Below are 18,137 nucleotides of genomic sequence, written 5' to 3'. Positions count from 1 at the left end.
GGCAATTCCCGGGGCAATTCCGACTCGTGCTCGACGACGTCGAATAGGCGAGGCTAACCTCCGTTCCCGATGCGAGTTCCGGAGATCACCGACGCGACGGTCCGTCCCCTCGACCAGTGGCCGGTGGGCACGAGGGGTGTCCTGCGTGCCGTCCGGGCGGCGGGGCCGCGGCGCCGCCGGCTGGCGGAGCTGGGCTTCGTCCCGGGCGCGGCCGTCGAGGTGGTCGGACGGGGCGCCGGAGGCCTGGTCGTCGGGGTCAACGCCGACGCCCGGGTCGCCATCGACCGTGCGGGTGCGGAGGAGCTGTGGGTGGCCGGACATGACTGAGGTGACCGAGCACCGGACCCGGGTCCGCCGTCGGGACCGCGGAGCGGCGGCGCTGCTGCTGGAGAAGCCGTGCTGCGTCGACGGCTCCGACGACGCCCCGGCCGGTGCGGCCCGCGTGGTGCTCGTCGGCAACCCCAACGTCGGGAAGTCGACGTTGTTCAACGCCCTCACCGGCGCCCGGCAGCACGTCGGGAACTGGCCGGGGAAGACGGTCGCGGTCGCGTCGGGGGAGTGGCGGCCGGGCTCCGGACCCGCCGTCGGGCTGGTCGACCTGCCCGGCACCTACAGCCTGGTGCCCGACTCGCCGGACGAGGAGCTGACCCGGGAGCTGCTGGTCGACGCCGACCGGTGCCCGGAGCTCGTCGTGGCCGTCCTCGATGCGTCGAACCTGACCCGCAACCTCTACCTCGCCGCCCAGATCGCCGACACCGGAGCGCCGGTGGTCGTGGCGCTGACGATGGTCGACGTCGCGCGGGCCCGCGGGGTCGAGGTCGACCCCGAGGCCCTGGCGGCGGCGCTCGGGGTCCCCGTCGTCCCCGTGGTGCCCCGCAGCGGCCAGGGCGTCGACGTGCTCGCCGGCGTGGTCGCCGGCGCCCTCGCCGACCCGCGCCCGCTCGTCGTGCCCACCCTCGGCGCCGAGCTCGACGCCGCGGTCGCCGCGCTCGCGACCGAGGACCCGGCGGGACGCTGGCGGGCGCTCGCGGCGCTGGAAGCGGCCGACGGCGCGGCCGCGGACCTCGCGGCGGACCTCGTGGCGCCGGACACCCCGGCCGAGGACGTCGCCGAGGAGGTCGAGCTGCTGGTGGCCGAGGCGCGCTACGCCTGGGCCCACCGCGTCCTCGCGACCGCCGTGCGTCGTCGGGGCGACCGCGTCACCTGGTCCGACCGCGCCGACCGCGTCCTCACCTCCCGCTTCCTCGGGCTGCCGATCTTCCTCGCCGTCATGTGGGGCGTCTTCGAGGCGACCACCTCGATCGCCGCGCCGCTGCAGGATGCCGTGCAGGGCCTCTTCGACGGACCCGTCTCCGACGGCCTCGGGTGGGTGCTCGGAGCGGTCTCGGCCCCGGAGTGGCTCGACGGGCTCGTACAGGACGGCCTCGTGTCGGGCGTCGGGCAGCTGCTCAGCTTCGCGCCGCTCATGGCGATCATGTTCGTGCTGCTCGCCGTGCTGGAGGACTCCGGCTACATGGCCCGGGCGGCCTTCGTGGTGGACCGGCTGATGCGGCTGATGGGCCTGCCCGGCAAGGCGTTCCTGCCGATCATCGTGGGCTTCGGGTGCAACGTGCCCGCCCTCGCCGGCACGCGCATCCTGCGCAACCCGCGCCAGCGGCTGCTCATGGGGCTGATCATCCCGTTCGTCTCCTGCTCCGCCCGGCTCACGGTGTACGTGCTGCTCGCGGGCATCTTCTTCGGCGACCAGGCCGGGACCATGGTGTTCGGGATGTACGTGCTGTCGATCGTCCTGGTCGTCGGCATGGGCTGGGTGCTGCGGAAGGTGCTGTTCCGCGACCTCGCCCACGAACCGCTGCTCCTCGAGCTGCCGCCCTACCGACGGCCGGCGCTGCGGGTCACGGCGATGCAGACGTGGCAGAAGCTGCGGGCGTTCCTGCGGACGGCGAGCGGGATCATCGTCGCCACGGTGACCGTGGTCTGGCTGCTCTCCTCGATCGCGGCGCCGGGGGCGGACGCGGGATCGTCCTTCGGTCACGTCGCCCCGGAGCAGAGCCTGTTCGGCTCGGTCTCCCGCGCGGTGGCGCCGGTGTTCGCCCCGGCCGGCTTCGACGACTGGCACGCCTCGGCCGCGCTGATCACCGGGTTCGTGGCGAAGGAGGCGGTCGTCGCCACCACGGCGCAGACCTACTCCGCCGAGGAACCGTCCGACGTGCACCAGGCGGGCGCGCTCGGCCCGGCGCTGCGGGACACCTTCACCGCCACCTCCGGCGGCCACGTCGTCGCGGCCGTGCTGGCCTTCATGGTGTTCCTGCTGGCCTACACGCCGTGCATGACCACGATCGCCGCGCAGCGCCAGGAGATCGGCTCCCGCTGGACCGCGGCCGGCGTCGTCATGCAGCTCGCCGTGGCCTGGGTGCTCGCGGTGGCGGTCTTCCAGATCGGGGTCCTGTTCTCGTGAGCGCGCTGCGTCAGGTGCTGGAGGAGGTCCGGACCGGGCGGGCCCGGGGGCTCGACGACCTCGCCCGCCGGGTCGGGGTCTCCCGCGACGAGGCGTCGGCGATGGTCGACCACTGGGTCCGCAAGGGCCGGCTCGACGTGGCCGACCTGAGCGCCGCCTGCTCGTCCGGCGGGTGCGGCTCGTGCCCCTCGGGGGACCACGGGGCGCCGGGCTGCGGGACGGGGGACGGCCGTCCCGTGCTGCTGGCGATCAGCGTGCGGCCCCCGGGCTGAGGGCTTCGATGCCAGGAAAGCGTCGTTGCTGTCACTGGACGCCAGAATCGCCGCCTTCTCGACGGCAGGTCCGCCGGCCCGGCTCGCGAGATGCACGTCAGACAGGTTCCGGGCGCCGAAATCCTGCCTGATGTGACCCTCGCGGAACCGGGTCCGACGGGTTCTCCCGAACCGCCCCCGCGGGCGACCGCGGGAGGTCACGCTCGTCGTCATGACCGACCTGATGCCTCCGGCGCCGGACCTCCCGCCGCTGCTGACCGACGACGACGTGCGCGACCGGGTGGAGTCCCTCGTGGGCGCCGCGCGGGAGGACCGCACGCTCTGGCTCGTCCCCCTCGACGGCGACCGGCGGCAACCGCCGCTGCTCGTCCCCGTCCACGACGTGCCGTACCTGCCCGGTGACCTCGTGGTCGGGCTCGGCCGGCTGCTCTCCGAGATGCTCCCGCGGCTGGGCACCGCGGCCGGGCCCGGGTCGGTGGTCTTCGTGCTCGAACGGTTCGGCCCGGCGACCGTGCACCCCGCCGACCGTGACTGGGCCGAGGCGCTCGTCGCGATGTGCGAGGCCCGTGGAGTGGTCCAGCGCGGCGTCTTCACCGCGACGTCGGCGGGGGTGGTGCGCCTGGTCTGACGGGAGGTGTGCGGTCCGGGTGTGACCCGTCCGGCCTGTGACGCGCACCGGGGCGGACGGCCAGGCACCACCCGTGACGGCCACGATGGGCCGCATGCCCGTATCCCACCCGGCGGCACTGACCCACCCGGCGGCCTACCCGGTCCTGCGGGACGTCGCGCCCCGGTACTCCGACCTGGGGCCCGACGGCCACATCTCGGCCACCGGCCTGGTCCGCTGGTTCGAGGACGCCCGCGTGGGGCAGGAGCTGCCGGCCTTCCGGCGGCTGATCGAGGACGGCGAGTTCGGCGCCTTCCGGATCCTGCTCGCCGCGCAGTCGGTCGAGCGGCTCGACCGCATGGCCTTCGACGGCAAGTACCGCATCGGGGTCGGCGTGCGGCGCGTGGGCGGCGCATCGTTCACCTACGGCTACGCCGTGTTCCGCGACGAGGACTGCGTCGCGCTCGGCAGCACCGTCACCGTGTTCGCGACCGAGGCCGGGCCGGCCCACCTGCCCGACGCGCTGCGCTCCGACCTCGCCGGCCTGGTCCTCGACGAGCCGGACGCCCCGGCGGCGTACCAGCCCGGCCCGGACCGGCGGGACCGGTCGTCGTACCCGTTCGCCGTGACGCTGCGGGCGCGCGTGGGCGACATCGACACCAACCGGCACGTCAACAACGTGACCCTCGTCAGCTGGTACGCCGACGGCGTCGCCGCCCTGCACGACGAGCTCCTGACGCCGGGCTGGGGCGGCCCGCCGCCGGAGCTCGCGCCGTCGGCCTACCGCGTGCAGTACGTGGCCGAGGTCGGCTACCCGGCCCAGTACGAGATCGGCGTGGCCGTGCTCGGGGTGGACGACGACACCGTCAGCTACGGCCTCGGGGTGTTCCTGGGCGACCGCTGCGTGGGGCTGGCCGACGCCGCCGGCCCGCGCGGCGAGCTCGACGCGACCGCGCTGGACGCGTGGCGCATGATCACCGGATGACCGACCGCATCGAGGTCTCCCGCACGATCCCCGCCGACCCGGCGTCGATCTTCGCCGTGCTCACCGACCCCGTCGGGCACGTCGCGATCGACAGCTCGGGGATGTTGATGGACGCGACGGGGGAGCGGGTCGGCGCCGTCGGCGACACCTTCGTCGTCCACATGGACCGCGAGGCCCTCGGCGACGTCCCGCTCGGGCGCTACGACGTGACGGTGACGATCTCCGTCCTCGAGCCCGACCGCGAGATCGCCTGGACCATCGAGGGCACGGTGCGGCCGTCCATCGGCCACGTCTACGGCTACCGCCTGGCGGCGCAGGACGAGGGCACGCTCGTCACCTCGTACTACGACTGGTCGGACATCCGACCGGAGTGGCGCGAGAAGAACGTCTTCCCGATCATCTCGGAGCAGGCGCTGAAGGGGACGCTGGGGATCCTGGAGCGCGTCGTGCGCCGCGGGTACCGGTGAGACACCCGTGAGGTGGATTACGAGCCGGGAGTCGTATCCCAGTTAGGGTCGGATACGTTCACCAACCGTGACCCGACGCGCGGTGCTCGCGACCCTGATGGCGGTGGCGGCCCTCTCCTTGTCCGCGTGCGGCGGCTCCGAGGACAACGCCCCGCCACAGACCGTGCGCGTCGAGCGGGCCTCGGTCAGCTCCGGGGTCGACTCCGCCGGGTCGGTCTCCGCGCTCGGTTCGACGAACCTCGGCTTTCCGACGGCGGGTGAGCTCACCTCGGTGCGCGTCAAGGTCGGCGACAAGGTCGAGGCCGGCGCCGTCCTCGCCACCATCGACGACTTCCAGGCCCGGCAGGCGCTCAAGCAGGCCCAGGCCGGTCTCGCGGGCCAGGAGGCGCAGTACGCGCAGACCAAGGACGGCACCCAGGTCGGCGGGGCGCAGAACTCGCTGAACGCCGCGGCGTCGGTGGTGTCGGCGACGAAGCGCCAGGTCGACGCGACGCTGAAGGCCGACGACGCCGCGATCTCCGCGGCCCGGTCCGCGCTGCCGCAGGCCCAGGCCGGGTACGCGCAGGCGGTCGCCCAGCTGCAGGCCTATCAGACGGCCTGCGCCTCGGGCGGGGCGTACCCGACGGCGCCGGCCGCGGCGTGCCAGTCCATCCCCGCGGCCCAGTACGCCGTGCAGTCCGCCCAGCAGGGCGTCCAGCAGGCCCAGCAGGCGCTGCAGCAGGCCCAGCAGAAGCGCAGCGTGGACGCCGCGGCGGGCGACCTGCAGGTCGCGAGTGCCCGCCAGGGCCAGGTCAGCGCCCAGAACGGGCTCGACTCGGCCAGCGCCTCGCGCCCCAACAGCCTCGACGCCGCGGCGGCCGCGGTCGACAACGCGCGGACCCAGGTGGAGATCGCGCGCCGCAACCTCGCCAACACCACGCTGCGGGCCCCCGCGGCGGGCACCGTCTCCGCGCTCAACGGCGCGGTGGGGGAGTACCTCCAGCCCAGCTCCGGCACCTCCGCGCTCGCGCCGGGCTCGGACGCGACGATCCCCGGTGCGGCCCAGGCCGCGGGCGCCGCGGCCGGTGCCGCCGGCGGAGCCGCGTCGCCGACCCGGCCCGGCGGCACGCAGTTCCTCGTCCTGACGAACGTGGCGACCTTCCAGGTCGTGGCGCCGTTCCAGGAGGTCGACGCGGCCAAGATCGTCCCGGCGCAGCCCACGGTGATCTCCCTGGACGCGATCCCGGAGCGCTCGTTCGCGGGCACCGTCCTGTCCGTCGCGCCCTCGGGCACGGCGATCGGTGGCAGCATCGAGTACTACGTGACGATGGCGCTCACCGACACCGACCCGCGCGTCCGCGACGGCCAGTCGGCGCGCACCACCGTGGTCACCGCGCAGTCCGACCGGCTCTCGGTGCCGAACTCGGCGCTGCGCCGGGAGGGGAGCGCGACGGTGGCCACGGTGCAGCAACCGGACGGCCGACTGGTGCCCACCCCGGTGACCACCGGGCTCGTGGGCGCGGACCGTACCGAGATCCTCGGCGGCCTCGCCGAGGGACAGCAGGTCGTCATCGGTGGAGGCGCGTCGTGAGCACACCCCAGGACACCGCGACGGGCGACGACACCGCCACCCCGGCGGACGGCACCCCGGAACCCGCGAAGCGCCGGCCGCTCAAGCGCTCGACGAAGATCGCCCTCGCGGTGATCATCGTGGTCGCGCTGCTGGCCGCGATCGCCTTCGCGGTGTCGTACTTCCTCAACGCCAGCCGCTTCGTCTCCACCGACAACGCGCAGGTCGACGGGACCCAGATCCCGATCGTCGCGCCGGCGAGCGGCACCCTCACCGGCTGGGACGTCTCGGTCGGCACGGTGGTGCGCAAGAACCAGGTCCTCGGCCGGGTCGAGCTGCAGGGTGCCTACGTGCAGCCCCAGCTCCCGATCCGGGCACCCGCCGACGCCACCGTCGCCACCACCAACACCGCCGAGGGCGCCTACCTCACCGCCGGCAGCCAGCTCGCCATCGCCTACGACCCGACCGACGTCTACGTGACCGCCCGCGTGGACGAGACCGACATCGACGAGGTGCAGGTGGGCCGACCGGTCGACTTCACCGTCGACGCCTACCCGGGCCGGACCTTCCGCGGCTACGTCGACCAGATCCAGGGCGGTGCGGCCGCCGTGTTCTCCCCGTTCCCGCAGTCGAACTCCGGCGGGAACTTCCAGAAGGTCACCCAGGTCATCCCCGTGCGCGTCGGCATCACCGACATGCAGGGCGCGGACCTCATCCCGGGCATGAACGTCACCGTGGACATCCACAAGCCGGGGGAGTAGCCCACCCGAATCCGCCGGCTCGGACGGGGGAGGACGCTCTCCCGGGCGGGGGGAGCGGCCGGTCCCGCCCGGACCGCGAGGATGCCCGCATGCCGCGCATCGCCGTCGTCCAGCCCGCGCTCGAGCTCGGCGCCGTCGAGGCGAACCTCCAGCGGATCGACGCCGCGCACGTCGGGCCGGTCACCGGCGCCACCCCGTTCGTCCCCGGTCTGCGGTGGCCTCCCGGCCCTGTCACCACTGAGCCAGGTCGCCTGGCACGGCCTCAACGCCCACGGCCGGCTGCGGTACGCGGTGCGCCACCGTCGCGGCGGCTTCCCGTGGCAGGCGACCGCGGGGGCGGACCTGCCGGACGAGGTGCCCGCGGCGACGAGCTGAGGCGTCCCCGGAGCCCGCGAACGGCGCCACCACCGTTGTCCAGGGCCGGCCCGGTCACCGGGCCGGGAGACGCCGCAGCAGACGTTCCCGCACGTCCGCCGGCAGCGACGACAGGGCCGGGAGGAGCTCGGGGAGGAGCTCGGGGGCGGTCATCAGTGCACGGAAGGCGAGACCGATCGTCACCTGGTGGTCGGGGCGCTCGACGACGACCCGGTCACCGGCCCGCACCGGGCCCGGCTCGACCACGCGCAGGTAGGCGCCCGGGACACCCGCCGTCGTGAACTCCCGGACCCACCCCGCGCGGTCCAGCCAGGCGGCGAAGGTGCGGCAGGGGATGCGCGGGCCCGTGACCTGCAGGACGAGCGAGTCTCCGACGTGCCAGCGCTCGCCGATCCGTGCCCCGGTGACGTCGAGCTCCCGGGTCGTCAGGTTCTCACCGAACGTCCCCGCGCGCAGCGGTCCCAGCGTCGGGACCCAGGCCTCGAGGTCCTCGCGGGCGTAGGCGTAGACCGCCTGGTCCGGGCCGCCGTGGTTTTCGGTGTCGCTGACGGGGTCGCCGGGGAGGCCGCTGCACCCCGGGGCCGGGACGTCGACCGACACCGCGCCGGCGACCGGGCGCTTGTCGATCCCGGAACGCCCGGTCTTCGCGAGGATCGCCCGCTCCACGCCGACGTTCACCGACTCGATCACGCCCACGGCGGCGACGGTAACCCGGTCCGACGGCGGGGGCGGAGAATCGTGGCCATGGACGCGGGCCGGGTGCGCATCGGCACGTCGGGCTGGACCTACGACCACTGGCAGGGCGCCTTCTACCCCGACGGTCTCGCGAAGCGGCGCCGCCTCGAGCACCTCGCCACCCGGCTGGACGCGGCGGAGATCAACGGGACGTTCTACTCCCTGCAGCGGGCGTCGACGTTCCGCCGGTGGGCGGCGGAGACGGGGGAGGACTTCCGCTTCGCGGTGAAGGGCAGCCGCTACATCACGCACATGAAGCGTCTGCACGACGTCGAGGAGGCCCTGGGCCGGTTCCTGGCCTCGGGTCCGCTGGCCCTGAGGGAGAAGCTCGGCCCGGTGCTCTGGCAGCTGCCGCCCGCCACGCGCTGGGACGCCGAGCTGATCGGCGGGTTCCTGGCCGGACTGCCCCGCACCACCGTCGCGGCCGCCGAGCGCGCGCGGCCGTACGCGGACCGGGTCCGGGACCCGTGCACCGAGGTCGACGTCGACCGCCCCCTGCGTCACGCGCTCGAGGTGCGGCACCCGAGCTTCCGCGACCCCGCCGTCGTCCGGACCCTGCGCGACCTGGACGTCTCCCTCGTCGTCTCCGACGGCGCGGGGGAGTTCCCCCGGTTCGACGACGTCACGGCCGACCCGGTCTACGTACGGCTGCACGGCGACGCGGAGCTCTACCGCAGCGGGTACTCCGACGACGCCCTGGCGGACTGGGCGGCCCGCATCGGGTCGTGGGCGGCGGGGGAGTCGTCCGCCTCCGCGGACACCATCGCGCCGGGCGAGCCCGCCCCGGCGGTCCCGCGCGACGTGTGGGTCTTCTTCGACAACGACGGCGGGGCCCACGCCCCGCGCGACGCGCTCGCCCTGACGGCTCGTACCCGTGGTCGGACCTGTGGTCCTCCCGGGTGACGGCAGCGGATAGGATCGCCCGACACCCTGGTTCAGCCGTGAGGCAGGCACGTCGCCGTGTCGTCCCCGCCCGAGGAAACCAGGTGGATTCGAAGGACCTCATCGCCTCGTCCGCACGTCTGTCGCACGAGCTGCTCGCGATCATCCACGACGAGCCGTCGTCGCTCGACCGCATCGCCGCCGGTCTGGCGCACGCCGCCGTCGTACCGCTGCCCGACCACGACGTCGCCGTCACCCTCGTGCTGGACCGGAACCGCGCGACCCGCGCGGCCACGTCCCGTCCGGCCCGGGAGCTCGCCGCGCTCGAGGGCCGGCTCGGTAGCGGTCCGACGACGCGGGCCATGTCGGAGCTGCGCGCAGCGGGCCCCGGCGACGCCCGACCGTTCCCCGACGCCTGGACCGACGCCGTGACCGGTGCCGGCTACCGCGACGTGCTCGCGGTCCCGATCGTCATCGCGGGTGCCGCCGCCGGCGCGATCACGCTCTTCGCGCGCACCGAGCCGGACGGCGGGCACGAGCGGGAGATCGCCGAGGTCCTCGCCCACCAGGCGGTGCTGGTCGTCGAGGGCGGCCGGCGGTTGGTGCAGCTCCGCGACGCCGTGGCCAGCCGCGACGTCATCGGCCAGGCCAAGGGCATCCTCATGAACCGCTACCGGATCGACGCGGCGACGGCGTTCTCCCGACTCGTCGAGGCGTCGCAGGACATGAACGTCAAGCTCGTCGACATCGCCCGGTGGTACGTGACCGACCAGGACGGCAGCGCGACGTCACCCCAGCCGTCGTGAGGTCGGGACCGATGGGGCGTGAGGGCGGTCCTGGCGGCAGCGAGGTCTGCACCATCCAGGACCTGCACCAGCCGACCGCCCGGGCAGCCGTACGGGTGCGACCGCCGTATACCCGACCCCCCGGCGTCGCTAACGCCCGCGATTCCGGGGGAATCCGACCGGACGACACGCCCGTGAGCAACCTCCCCGTGCGCGCGACCCCGATCGCCGGGTACTCATAGGGCATGACGACGGAGCGGGATTGGCAGGCGGCCAGGCGTCGGTTCGTCGAGGACACGGAGGGCGCCGGGGGAGGCGCGAGCCGCAACGGTGGCAGCCGGACGCTCGTGGCCGAGCTGGGTCCGCTCGGCGACCAGTTCCTCGCCCTCGCGCGTGACCTGTTCTCCGTCCCGCCCGAGGCCGGCGTCCTCGGTGTGCTGGAGCGGATCGTGGAGCGTGCGCACGACCTCGCGCCGGGCGCGTCGATGGTGTCGGTGACGCTGCGCGAGGCGAACGGCTCGTTCCACACGCCGGTCGAGACCGACGCGCTCGCCACCCGGGCCGACCACATCCAGTACGAGACCGGGGAGGGGCCCTGCGTCGAGGCGGTCGCCGACTCGAGCTCCGGGTCCACCCACAGCCGCGATCTCGCCCGCGACCCGCGCTATCCCCGCTTCGGCCCGCGGGTCGCGCAGCTCGGGATGACCGCCGTCGTCGCGACCGGGATGTTCCCCGAGAGCGACCTGCCGCGGCTGGGCGCGCTCAACTACTACTTCAGCTCGGCCGAGCACCTCGACGACGTCGACGAGGACATGATGCTGCTCCTGGCCGCGCACGGGGCGGTGGCGCTGCAGGCCGCGCAGCGGGTGGAGGCCGAGCGCCTGCGCACGGCGCAGCTCACCGATGCGCTCCAGTCCCGGGACGTCATCGGTCAGGCCAAGGGCATCCTCATGCAGCGTCGTGGGGTCGACGCCGACGAGGCCTTCGACATCCTCCGCCGGGCGTCGCAGGACCTGAACGTCAAGATCCGCGACATCGCGACGACGATCGCCTCCCGCCGCGCAGAGCTCTGAGGTCTCGGGGGGACCCGGTGACCCCGGGGTTCTCCGTCCGATCTGACATAATGTCGATTATCGGATCGCTCCTGGGGTGAGCGAACGGGGCTCGGCCGCGAGGTGCACACCGGGCAGGTCGGGACGCCCTCGTCGCTGCCTGACGTCGACCTCGCGGGCGCGGGCAGCTCGCGCCGGACCGGCTGCGCACCGAGGTTCACATCAGCCATGCTGGGACGCCGACGAAGCTGCCTGACGTAGACCTCGCGGCGTGAGCGCCGAGGCTTCGGCCGCCGGTCAGGCATCCCGAGGTTCGCATCAGGCACATCGAGATGCCGACGAAGCTGCCTCACGTCGACCTCGCGATGCGGGCGCCGAGGCTCGGCCGGTCGGGCATCCCGCCGCCGAACCCGACCCTCCCCGTGTTGGCGCCACCAACGTACACCTCTAGTGTTGGCGTGACCAACACCGAACGGAGAACGGCGTGCCCACCTCCTGGTCCGACCTCGGGACCTCCGTGCTCACCCGCGCCGCCGCCCGGGCGCAGACCGTGCTGTCCCGTCGGCTCGCCGAGGCCGGGTCGAGCGCGTTCGAGTACCGCGTCCTGACGGTGCTCGCGGGCGTCGAGCACCGCACGCAGGCCGACCTGGGCCGGGCCGCCGCGCTGGACCGCAGCGACGTGACGGCCACGGTCCGGACGCTCGACGGCAAGGGCCTCGTGACCCGCCGTCCGGACCCGGAGCACGCCCGACGGGTGCTGGTGGCCCTCTCCCCCGGCGGCACGGCCACCTACGCCGAGCTGGCGATCGTGGTGCACGAGGCGCAGTCCGAGGTGTTCGGTGCCCTGGACCGCGACGAACGCGCGCAATTGACCGCGCTGCTCCGCCGGCTGGACCCCTGACTTGCCCTGGAGTGCGCTCGAACTCCTAGCGTGGCGGCCATGAGTCTCCCGACCACCACCCTCGGCGACGGACTGCAGGTCAGCGCGCTCGGCTTCGGCGGCATGGCGCTGTCCGACGTCTACGGCGCCACCGACCCGGACGCCGGTGTCCGCACGCTGCACGCGGCCCTCGACGCCGGGGTCACGTTCCTCGACACCGCCGATGTCTACGGCACCGCCCGCGAGGGCACGACCGGACCGTCGGGTACCAACGAGGAGCTGATCGCGCGCGTTCTGGCCGACCGGCGCGACGAGGTCCAGCTGGCCACCAAGTTCGGGATCACCGGGCAGGTCGGCAACGGCGCGACGCCGACGCGGGGCGACCGCGAGTACGTCCGGCAGGCCTGCGAGAACTCGTTGCGCCGCCTCGGGACCGACCACATCGACCTCTACTACATGCACCGCCGCCAGCTCGACCTGCCGATCACCGAGACCGTGACGGCGATGGCGGAGCTCGTCGCCGAGGGCAAGGTCCGGCACCTCGGGCTCTCCGAGGTCACCGCCACGGAGCTCGCCGAGGCGTCCGCGGTGCACCCGATCGCCGCCGTGCAGAGCGAGTGGAGCATCTGGTCGCGCGACGTCGAGGCCAACGTGGTGCCGAAGGCGGTCGAGCTCGGCGTCGGGTTCGTGCCCTACAGCCCGCTCGGACGGGGGTTCCTCACCGGCACGATGACCGCGGAACGGGTCTCGCAGACGCTGCTCGCGAAGTCCCCGCGGTTCTCCGAGCACCTCGAGGCCAACCAGGAGGTGGTCGACGTGGTCCGTGCGGTCGCCGACGAGCTCGGCGCCACGGCGGCGCAGGTCGCCCTCGCCTGGGTCTACGCACAGGGCGCGGCGTTCGGCGTCCCGACGGTGCCGATCCCGGGCACCCGGTCGGCCGAGCGTGTCGTCGAGAACGCCGGCGCGGTGGCCCTGACGCTCTCCGCCGAGCAGAAGTCCCGGCTCGACGCCGCCGCCGACCTGGTGCAGGGCAGCCGCAACTTCTCCTTCGCCTCCGACGACTGGATCTCCTCCGGCCGCGAGTGACGTCGGCGCCCGCGCAGGCCGTCGGTGGCCGATCCGTGTCACCGGATGCGTCAGCGGGGCCACTCGCCCAGGAGCGGCGCCGATCCGTCGTCGGACGCCGTGACGGGCCATGATCGAGGGGTGGAGACGCGGCGCATCCGCCTCGGCGAGCTCGAGGTGGCCTACCTGACGACGGGGCCCGAGGACGGGCCGCCGGCGGTGCTGCTGCACGGCTACCCCGACACGGCGTGGTCGTGGCGGTACCTCGCGCCGGTGCTGGCCGCCCGCGGGTACCGGGTGGTGGCGCCGTTCCAGCGCGGCTACGCGCCGACCGGGCTGGCGCCGGACGGCTGCTACCAGTCGGGTGCGCTCGTCGCCGACGCCGTCGCGCTCCGTCGTGCGCTGGGCGACCGACGGCCGGCCCTGCTGGTGGGGCACGACTGGGGCGCGGTCGCCGCCTACGGGGCCGCAGTGTTCGCGCCCGACCTCTGGGACCGCGTCGTCACGATGGCCGTGCCGCCCCTGGCGACGGCGGCGGAGGTGCGGGACCCGCGGCTCGTCGGGGAACAGCTCCGGGCGAGCTGGTACACCGTCTTCCAGCAGCTGCCCTGGGTCTCCGAGGCGGTCCTCGACCGGCTCGTCCCGCAGCTCTGGGCCGACTGGTCGCCGGGCCACGAGGCGAGCGGGGACGTCCCCCGGGTCCTGGCCGCGCTCGACACCCCGGCCCGGCGCACCGCCGCGTTGAGCTACTACCGCGCATGGCTGCAGCCCTGGCACCGTTCCCCGCGCTACCGCCGGGAGGAGCGGGCGGTGTTCGGCCTGCCCGTCCACCCGCTGCTCTACCTCTTCGGCAGCGAGGACGGGTGTGTCCGCCCGGAGCTGAGCCGCCTCGCGGCGCCGCTCTGCGAGACCGTCGAGGTCCCCGGCGCCGGCCACTTCCTCCCGGTCGAGCGTCCGGACGCGGTGGCGGCCGCGGTCACCGCCTTCCTCGACCGGTAGTCGGTCAGGAGGCGTCGAACCCGGCGACGAGCCAGCGCCCGTCGTCGTCGGGCCGGAGCGTGACCCGGGCACTCCGCGGGACGGTCTCCCCCGGGCTCCCGGCCCGTGCCGTGGTCTGGGTGTAGAGCACGAGCGTCTCGACGCGGTCGGACGCGGCGCTCACCACCGCGACGCGCTGGACGGTGGCCGAGGAACTCGCCCGCGTGCCGATCGCCGCCGGGACCACGAGGCTCGCGACGATGGCCCGGTTCTGCTCCGCGAACGGTCCCGTGGTGGCGGTGTCGATCCGGTCGACGTCGGCGTCCAGGGTGCGCCAGTCGTAGCCGAGCAGGACCGGGGTCAGCTCCGTCGCGGCGAGGACCGCGGCCTCCGTGGCGTCCTCCGTGCGTGCCGCGGACACGACCGCACGCACCAGGGTCCCGACGACGACGGCGAGGACCAGCACGACCGCCGCCAGGGCCGCGAGGCGGAGCCGGGGTCGCGTCACGGGAGCTCCCCCACGTCCGCCACGAGCCAGCGGTCGTCCACCCGGGCCAACGTCACGACCGCCCGGAACGGCCGGGTCCCGCCGTCACCTCCGACGACGCCGACGGCGAGCGCCCGCGCCGTGTCCCCGTCGAGGTCCTCGAGCCCGACGGTGCGCACGACCGTCGACGTCGACCCCGTGGTGGTCGCGGCCGCCAGTCGGTCCCGCCAGGCCCCGGTGGCACCGTCGACCGCGCGGGTGCGGGCGGCGGGATCGGTGGTCGCGGCGCCGAGGTCCACGAGGTGGGTACGGGCGGCGAGGAGGGTGGTCGCCCCGTCGTCGTCCCGCGCCCGCGCCTGCCGGTCGAGGACCCCGAGGACGGCTGCCGCGACCACGAGCAGCACGCCGAGGGCGACCAGGACCCGCACCGGCGTGGGGTGGCCGACGCCCGCGTCCCGTCCCACGTCGTGGCCTCCGTCCGCTCGCCCGCGCGTGATGATGCCGGGCGCTCCCCCGGCGTGCAGGGCGACGGAGGATCCGGACGCATCCGGCACGCAGACCACCGACACGCCGGGCAACTGGCCCGAACGGGGTAGCGATCACTACACCATAGAGTCCTAACATTGCCGCCGATCGGGCGCGAATCGTCCTGCTCCGACCCGCCAGTGGTGCCGCTCGTCGCGGCTGGACGACCGGTGACAGCGTCCGAGGGCCCTCGGCGGGTCGTCGCGGCTGCCACTGAGGCGACGCGACGCGCCGCCGGTCGACGGGTCCTTCCGCGAGCCCGTGCCCATCGGTCACGGTGACATCACACGACGGCGTGGTGTCGGGGCCGGTGCGGGATCACCGATCGGGCCCGTCCCGCGACGTGGGGTGATCGCCGCGGCGGGGGGTCGCGAGGGCCGGTTCGCCGGCCCGGTCATCGAGGGGGAAGTCGGGGCACGGGTGGGCGAACGCATGGATCGACAGGGCGAGCGGGAGGCACACGGCGTGCGTCGGAGGACGTCGTGACGCCCGGGCCCGTCGCACGGGGGCGTGGGACCGCCGAGATCGCGCCGTTCCTGATGCAGCACGACGCCCTGCTCCAGCCCCGGGCCGCGATCCTCGGCCACGCCTACGGCGCGGGCGCGCACGACGTGTTCCTGCTCAGCCGGGCCGCCCTCTGGGACCGGTGGCCGCAGCTCGGCGCCGCGCCGGACGAGGTCCGCGCCCTCGAACTGACCCTGCTGCTCGTGCGCACCGCGCGCAGCGTCGGCGGGCAGGCGGCCCCGGGCACGCACCGGCCGCGCCCGGCCCAGCCGCCCGCCCCGCGGGCCGTGCTCGCGGCCCGGTCGCTGGACCCGGCCTGGCGGCACCCGGACCCCTGGCGGCTCCTCGCGGTCCGCGCGGCCCGTCCGCTGCGGGCGCTGGCGCACCTCGATCCCCTCGCGCGGGATCTCGCCGTGCTGCGTTGGCTGGACGTGCCCGCGGCCGAGGCGGCGCCGGAGCTCGGGCTCCCGGCCCCGGAGTTCGACCGCCGGCTGGCCGTGGCCATGGCGCAGTGGGAGGCCGTCACCGCGGCGGCGGGTGCGTCGTGACCGACCCGCTGAACGATCCCCGGGAGCTCGACCGGCTGGTCGCGGCCGCCCTGACCGGCGAGCGCGGCGCGATGAACACGCTGCTGCGCATCCTGCGGCCGCTGGTCGTCCGGTACTGCCGCAGCCGGCTCGGCGGGTACGACCGGGTGAACGCCTCCCCCGACGACGTCGCCCAGGAGGTCTGCCTCGCGGTGCTGCGTGCGCTGCCGACCTACCAGGACCAGGGGCGCCCCTTCCTCGCCTTCGTCTACGGCATCGCGCAGCACAAGGTCGTCGACGCGCACCGCTCGGCGGGCCGCGACCGTTCGGACCCGGTCGACGAGCTGCCCGAGGAGCAGGACGTCCACGACGGTCCCGAGCAGCACGCGGTCAACCTGTCCGATTCCGTCGAGATGGCGGCCCTCATGGCCGAGCTGCCCGAGAAGCAGCGCGAGGTGCTGCGGCTGCGCGTGGTCGTCGGGCTGTCCGCGGAGGAGACCGCGGAGGCGGTCGGCTCCACGGCGGGGGCCGTGCGCGTCGCGCAGCACCGCGCGCTCACCCGCCTCCGGCAGCTGATCATCGAGCGGGGCGACCACCCGCCCGCTCCCGACGCCGGGCCGGCGGCACCTCCGCGCCGTCGCGGCGGCACCCGGGGTCCCCGCCGTCGGGCGGCCGCCGAGCCGGTCGCGACCGTGGCGGTGGGGGCCCCGCCGACCGAGGCGGTCGACTGGCACTCCGCGCCGCGCACCGGGCACGAACTGCTCGACCGGCTCCTCGACGCCGCGGACGCCCACGTCCTCGCCGCCGCGTCGGAGGGACCGGACGGGACGGCCGGGCCGGTCGGGGTGACCGACCGCGGCGTCCGGCAGGACGTGCTCGCCGCCGAGGACGCCCGGATGGCCGCCGTGGCCGCGAGGTGGGCTCCGCCCAGGTGAGCACTAAGTGGGGTCATAGCCCCCTTTTCTGCTCACCTGGCCGAAGGCCACCTCCTAGTAGGCGGGCCGCAGCGGGAAGCCGGAGCGCCCCTGGTCGTCGAGCTTGACCCCCAGCACCTGGTGGAGCTGGATGTTGTTGAGGTCGAAGCCGACCGCGCACGCCGGCATGTAGAGCTTCCACACGCGGGCGCTGCCCTCCCCCGCCTCGGCGACGCACTCGTCCCAGTTCGCCTCGAGGTTGGCGGTCCAGGCCATGAGGGTCTTCGAGTAGTGCTCGCGGAGGTTCTCCTCGTGCCGGATCTCGAACCCGGCACCGTTCATCCGGGAGACGAGATAGCCGATCGGCAGGAGCTCGCCGTCGGGGAAGACGTAGCGGTCGATGAACGGGTCGGCGTGCGCGCGGTGGTGGGCGTCGGGTCGGGTGATGCAGTGGTTGAGCAGCCGGCCGCCGGTGCGCAGCTTGGAGTACAGGAACGAGAAGTAGTTCTTGAGCTGCGCGCGGCCGATGTGCTCGGTCAGGCCGATGGAGGCGACCGCGTCGAACTCGGTCTCGGCGACGTCGCGGTAGTCGCCGTGGCGGATCTCGACGAGGTCGGACAGTCCGCGGCGCGCGACCTCCTTCTGGGCCCACAGCGCCTGGTCCCGCGAGAGCGTCACGCCGAGCGCCTGCACGCCGTGGTGCTCCGCGGCGTGCATCGACATCTGGCCCCAGCCGCACCCGACGTCGAGCATGCGCATCCCGGGGCGCAGCGCGAGCTTGTCCGCGACCAGCGCGTGCTTGGCGAACTGCGCCTCCTCGAGGGTGGCCGTCTCGCTCGGGTACGCCGCGCAGGTGTAGGCCATCGACGGGCCCAGCACCATCTCGTAGAAGCGGTTGGAGACGTCGTAGTGGTGGGCGATGGCCTCGGCGTCCCGCGACCTCGAGTGCAGCCAGCCGTGCTGGCGGTGCTCCTGCGGCGGCGGCGCGAGGTTGCGGTGGCGCAGCCGGATCGGGGCGAGCCGCAGCGCCATCTCGGCGAGCGTGCGCGGCGACACGTCGGAGATCGTCAGCTCGCTGATCGCGGTCAGCGCGGTGTAGAGGTCACCGTCGACGTCGAGGTGCCCGGAGACGAACGCCCGGGCCAGGCCCAGGGAGTTCGGTGAACTGGCCAGATAGGCCAGGGCGGTCTCGCTCCGCACGTCGACGGTGGCCACCGAGTCGCCACCGGCGGGGCGCGAGACGCTGCCGTCGTACGCCTTCACGGTGATCGGGGCGTCGGCCCCGAGCACCGGGCGGAACAGACCGGCCACGGCTGGTGCGCTCATCAC

The 18,137-nt window shown here is 74.4% G+C and carries 19 protein-coding genes and 1 pseudogene; 16 read left to right on the top strand and 4 right to left on the bottom strand.

Annotation, left to right across the window (positions count from 1 at the left end; all coding sequences use genetic code 11):
• Positions 1-69 precede the first annotated feature (69 nt).
• The 8 genes from BJ983_RS08450 (at position 70) to BJ983_RS32165 (ending at position 7,099) form a co-directional block, all read left to right on the top strand.
• Positions 70-327: a FeoA family protein gene (locus BJ983_RS08450; protein ID WP_179793405.1), complete on the top strand. Its 258-nt coding sequence runs from the start codon at positions 70-72 to the stop codon at positions 325-327.
• On the top strand, positions 320-2,458 hold the full coding sequence (gene feoB / locus BJ983_RS08445) for a ferrous iron transport protein B (protein ID WP_179793404.1): 2,139 nt from the start codon (positions 320-322) through the stop codon (positions 2,456-2,458). The genes BJ983_RS08450 and feoB overlap by 8 nt, the downstream gene beginning before the upstream one ends.
• Complete coding sequence (locus tag BJ983_RS08440) at positions 2,455-2,730, top strand: FeoC-like transcriptional regulator (RefSeq protein ID WP_179793403.1); 276 nt, start codon at positions 2,455-2,457, stop codon at positions 2,728-2,730. Before feoB ends, BJ983_RS08440 begins: the two co-directional genes overlap by 4 nt.
• A 211-nt stretch (positions 2,731-2,941) precedes the next feature.
• Positions 2,942-3,358 (top strand): hypothetical protein, encoded by a 417-nt coding sequence (locus tag BJ983_RS08435; protein ID WP_179793402.1) that lies wholly within the window; start codon positions 2,942-2,944, stop codon positions 3,356-3,358.
• Between the two features lie 94 nt (positions 3,359-3,452).
• The gene (locus tag BJ983_RS08430; RefSeq protein ID WP_179793401.1) at positions 3,453-4,322 is read left to right on the top strand and encodes an acyl-CoA thioesterase family protein; all 870 of its coding nucleotides are present in this window, start codon (positions 3,453-3,455) and stop codon (positions 4,320-4,322) included.
• A complete protein-coding gene (locus tag BJ983_RS08425) occupies positions 4,319-4,789 on the top strand; it encodes an SRPBCC family protein (protein ID WP_179793400.1) in 471 nt (156 codons plus the stop codon). Before BJ983_RS08430 ends, BJ983_RS08425 begins: the two co-directional genes overlap by 4 nt.
• A gap of 67 nt (positions 4,790-4,856) precedes the next feature.
• On the top strand, positions 4,857-6,359 hold the full coding sequence (locus BJ983_RS08420) for an efflux RND transporter periplasmic adaptor subunit (RefSeq protein ID WP_179793399.1): 1,503 nt from the start codon (positions 4,857-4,859) through the stop codon (positions 6,357-6,359).
• On the top strand, positions 6,356-7,099 hold the full coding sequence (locus BJ983_RS32165; protein ID WP_179793398.1) for an efflux RND transporter periplasmic adaptor subunit: 744 nt from the start codon (positions 6,356-6,358) through the stop codon (positions 7,097-7,099). The genes BJ983_RS08420 and BJ983_RS32165 overlap by 4 nt, the downstream gene beginning before the upstream one ends.
• A 429-nt stretch (positions 7,100-7,528) precedes the next feature.
• Here BJ983_RS32165 and BJ983_RS08410 read toward each other — a convergent pair whose 3' ends face one another.
• Positions 7,529-8,170, bottom strand: a complete 642-nt coding sequence (locus BJ983_RS08410) for an MOSC domain-containing protein (RefSeq protein WP_179793397.1) — start codon at positions 8,168-8,170, stop codon at positions 7,529-7,531.
• 48 nt (positions 8,171-8,218) lie between these two features.
• Between BJ983_RS08410 and BJ983_RS08405 the strand changes: the two genes are divergently transcribed.
• From BJ983_RS08405 to BJ983_RS08380, 6 genes are all read left to right on the top strand, one after another.
• Positions 8,219-9,112 carry a DUF72 domain-containing protein gene (locus BJ983_RS08405; RefSeq protein WP_179793396.1) on the top strand — a complete coding sequence of 298 codons (894 nt, stop codon included), beginning with the start codon at positions 8,219-8,221 and terminating at the stop codon, positions 9,110-9,112.
• A gap of 83 nt (positions 9,113-9,195) precedes the next feature.
• Positions 9,196-9,897 (top strand): ANTAR domain-containing protein, encoded by a 702-nt coding sequence (locus BJ983_RS30140; RefSeq protein WP_179793395.1) that lies wholly within the window; start codon positions 9,196-9,198, stop codon positions 9,895-9,897.
• Between the two features lie 224 nt (positions 9,898-10,121).
• Complete coding sequence (locus BJ983_RS08395) at positions 10,122-10,949, top strand: GAF and ANTAR domain-containing protein (protein ID WP_179793394.1); 828 nt, start codon at positions 10,122-10,124, stop codon at positions 10,947-10,949.
• A gap of 463 nt (positions 10,950-11,412) precedes the next feature.
• Positions 11,413-11,829 (top strand): MarR family transcriptional regulator, encoded by a 417-nt coding sequence (locus BJ983_RS30630; protein WP_218890167.1) that lies wholly within the window; start codon positions 11,413-11,415, stop codon positions 11,827-11,829.
• A 39-nt stretch (positions 11,830-11,868) separates the two neighbouring features.
• The gene (locus tag BJ983_RS08385) at positions 11,869-12,894 is read left to right on the top strand and encodes an aldo/keto reductase (RefSeq protein ID WP_179793393.1); all 1,026 of its coding nucleotides are present in this window, start codon (positions 11,869-11,871) and stop codon (positions 12,892-12,894) included.
• A gap of 120 nt (positions 12,895-13,014) precedes the next feature.
• The gene (locus tag BJ983_RS08380; RefSeq protein ID WP_179793392.1) at positions 13,015-13,872 is read left to right on the top strand and encodes an alpha/beta fold hydrolase; all 858 of its coding nucleotides are present in this window, start codon (positions 13,015-13,017) and stop codon (positions 13,870-13,872) included.
• A 4-nt stretch (positions 13,873-13,876) separates the two neighbouring features.
• Here BJ983_RS08380 and BJ983_RS08375 read toward each other — a convergent pair whose 3' ends face one another.
• Positions 13,877-14,359 carry a hypothetical protein gene (locus tag BJ983_RS08375; RefSeq protein ID WP_179793391.1) on the bottom strand — a complete coding sequence of 161 codons (483 nt, stop codon included), beginning with the start codon at positions 14,357-14,359 and terminating at the stop codon, positions 13,877-13,879.
• Positions 14,356-14,802 (bottom strand): hypothetical protein, encoded by a 447-nt coding sequence (locus tag BJ983_RS08370; RefSeq protein WP_179793390.1) that lies wholly within the window; start codon positions 14,800-14,802, stop codon positions 14,356-14,358. Before BJ983_RS08370 ends, BJ983_RS08375 begins: the two co-directional genes overlap by 4 nt.
• A 543-nt stretch (positions 14,803-15,345) precedes the next feature.
• On the opposite strand from BJ983_RS08370, the gene BJ983_RS08365 reads away from it, so the two are divergent.
• Positions 15,346-15,915, top strand: coding sequence for a hypothetical protein (locus BJ983_RS08365; RefSeq protein ID WP_179793389.1), 570 nt, complete (start codon positions 15,346-15,348; stop codon positions 15,913-15,915).
• An 8-nt stretch (positions 15,916-15,923) separates the two neighbouring features.
• Positions 15,924-16,472: pseudogene (locus BJ983_RS30625) on the top strand (sigma-70 family RNA polymerase sigma factor); the annotation flags it as partial.
• A gap of 411 nt (positions 16,473-16,883) precedes the next feature.
• Here BJ983_RS30625 and BJ983_RS08355 read toward each other — a convergent pair.
• Positions 16,884-18,134, bottom strand: coding sequence for an SAM-dependent methyltransferase (locus BJ983_RS08355; protein WP_179793387.1), 1,251 nt, complete (start codon positions 18,132-18,134; stop codon positions 16,884-16,886).
• Positions 18,135-18,137: the final 3 nt, after the last annotated feature.

Source organism: Actinomycetospora corticicola (genome assembly GCF_013409505.1).
GTDB lineage: Bacteria > Actinomycetota > Actinomycetes > Mycobacteriales > Pseudonocardiaceae > Actinomycetospora > Actinomycetospora corticicola.
This window is presented reverse-complemented; position numbering and strand designations above follow the sequence as displayed.

What these genes read in the sequence shown, in the direction of transcription:
- BJ983_RS08395 (WP_179793394.1), top strand. Translation starts at nt 10,122, where the DNA reads ATGACGACGGAGCGGGATTGGCAGGCGGCCAGGCGTCGGTTCGTCGAG.
- BJ983_RS08385 (WP_179793393.1), top strand. Translation starts at nt 11,869, where the DNA reads ATGAGTCTCCCGACCACCACCCTCGGCGACGGACTGCAGGTCAGCGCG.
- BJ983_RS08430 (WP_179793401.1), top strand. Translation starts at nt 3,453, where the DNA reads ATGCCCGTATCCCACCCGGCGGCACTGACCCACCCGGCGGCCTACCCG.
- feoB (WP_179793404.1), top strand. Translation starts at nt 320, where the DNA reads ATGACTGAGGTGACCGAGCACCGGACCCGGGTCCGCCGTCGGGACCGC.
- BJ983_RS08425 (WP_179793400.1), top strand. Translation starts at nt 4,319, where the DNA reads ATGACCGACCGCATCGAGGTCTCCCGCACGATCCCCGCCGACCCGGCG.
- BJ983_RS08450 (WP_179793405.1), top strand. Translation starts at nt 70, where the DNA reads ATGCGAGTTCCGGAGATCACCGACGCGACGGTCCGTCCCCTCGACCAG.
- BJ983_RS08355 (WP_179793387.1), bottom strand. Translation starts at nt 18,134, where the DNA reads ATGAGCGCACCAGCCGTGGCCGGTCTGTTCCGCCCGGTGCTCGGGGCC.
- BJ983_RS08405 (WP_179793396.1), top strand. Translation starts at nt 8,219, where the DNA reads ATGGACGCGGGCCGGGTGCGCATCGGCACGTCGGGCTGGACCTACGAC.
- BJ983_RS08435 (WP_179793402.1), top strand. Translation starts at nt 2,942, where the DNA reads ATGACCGACCTGATGCCTCCGGCGCCGGACCTCCCGCCGCTGCTGACC.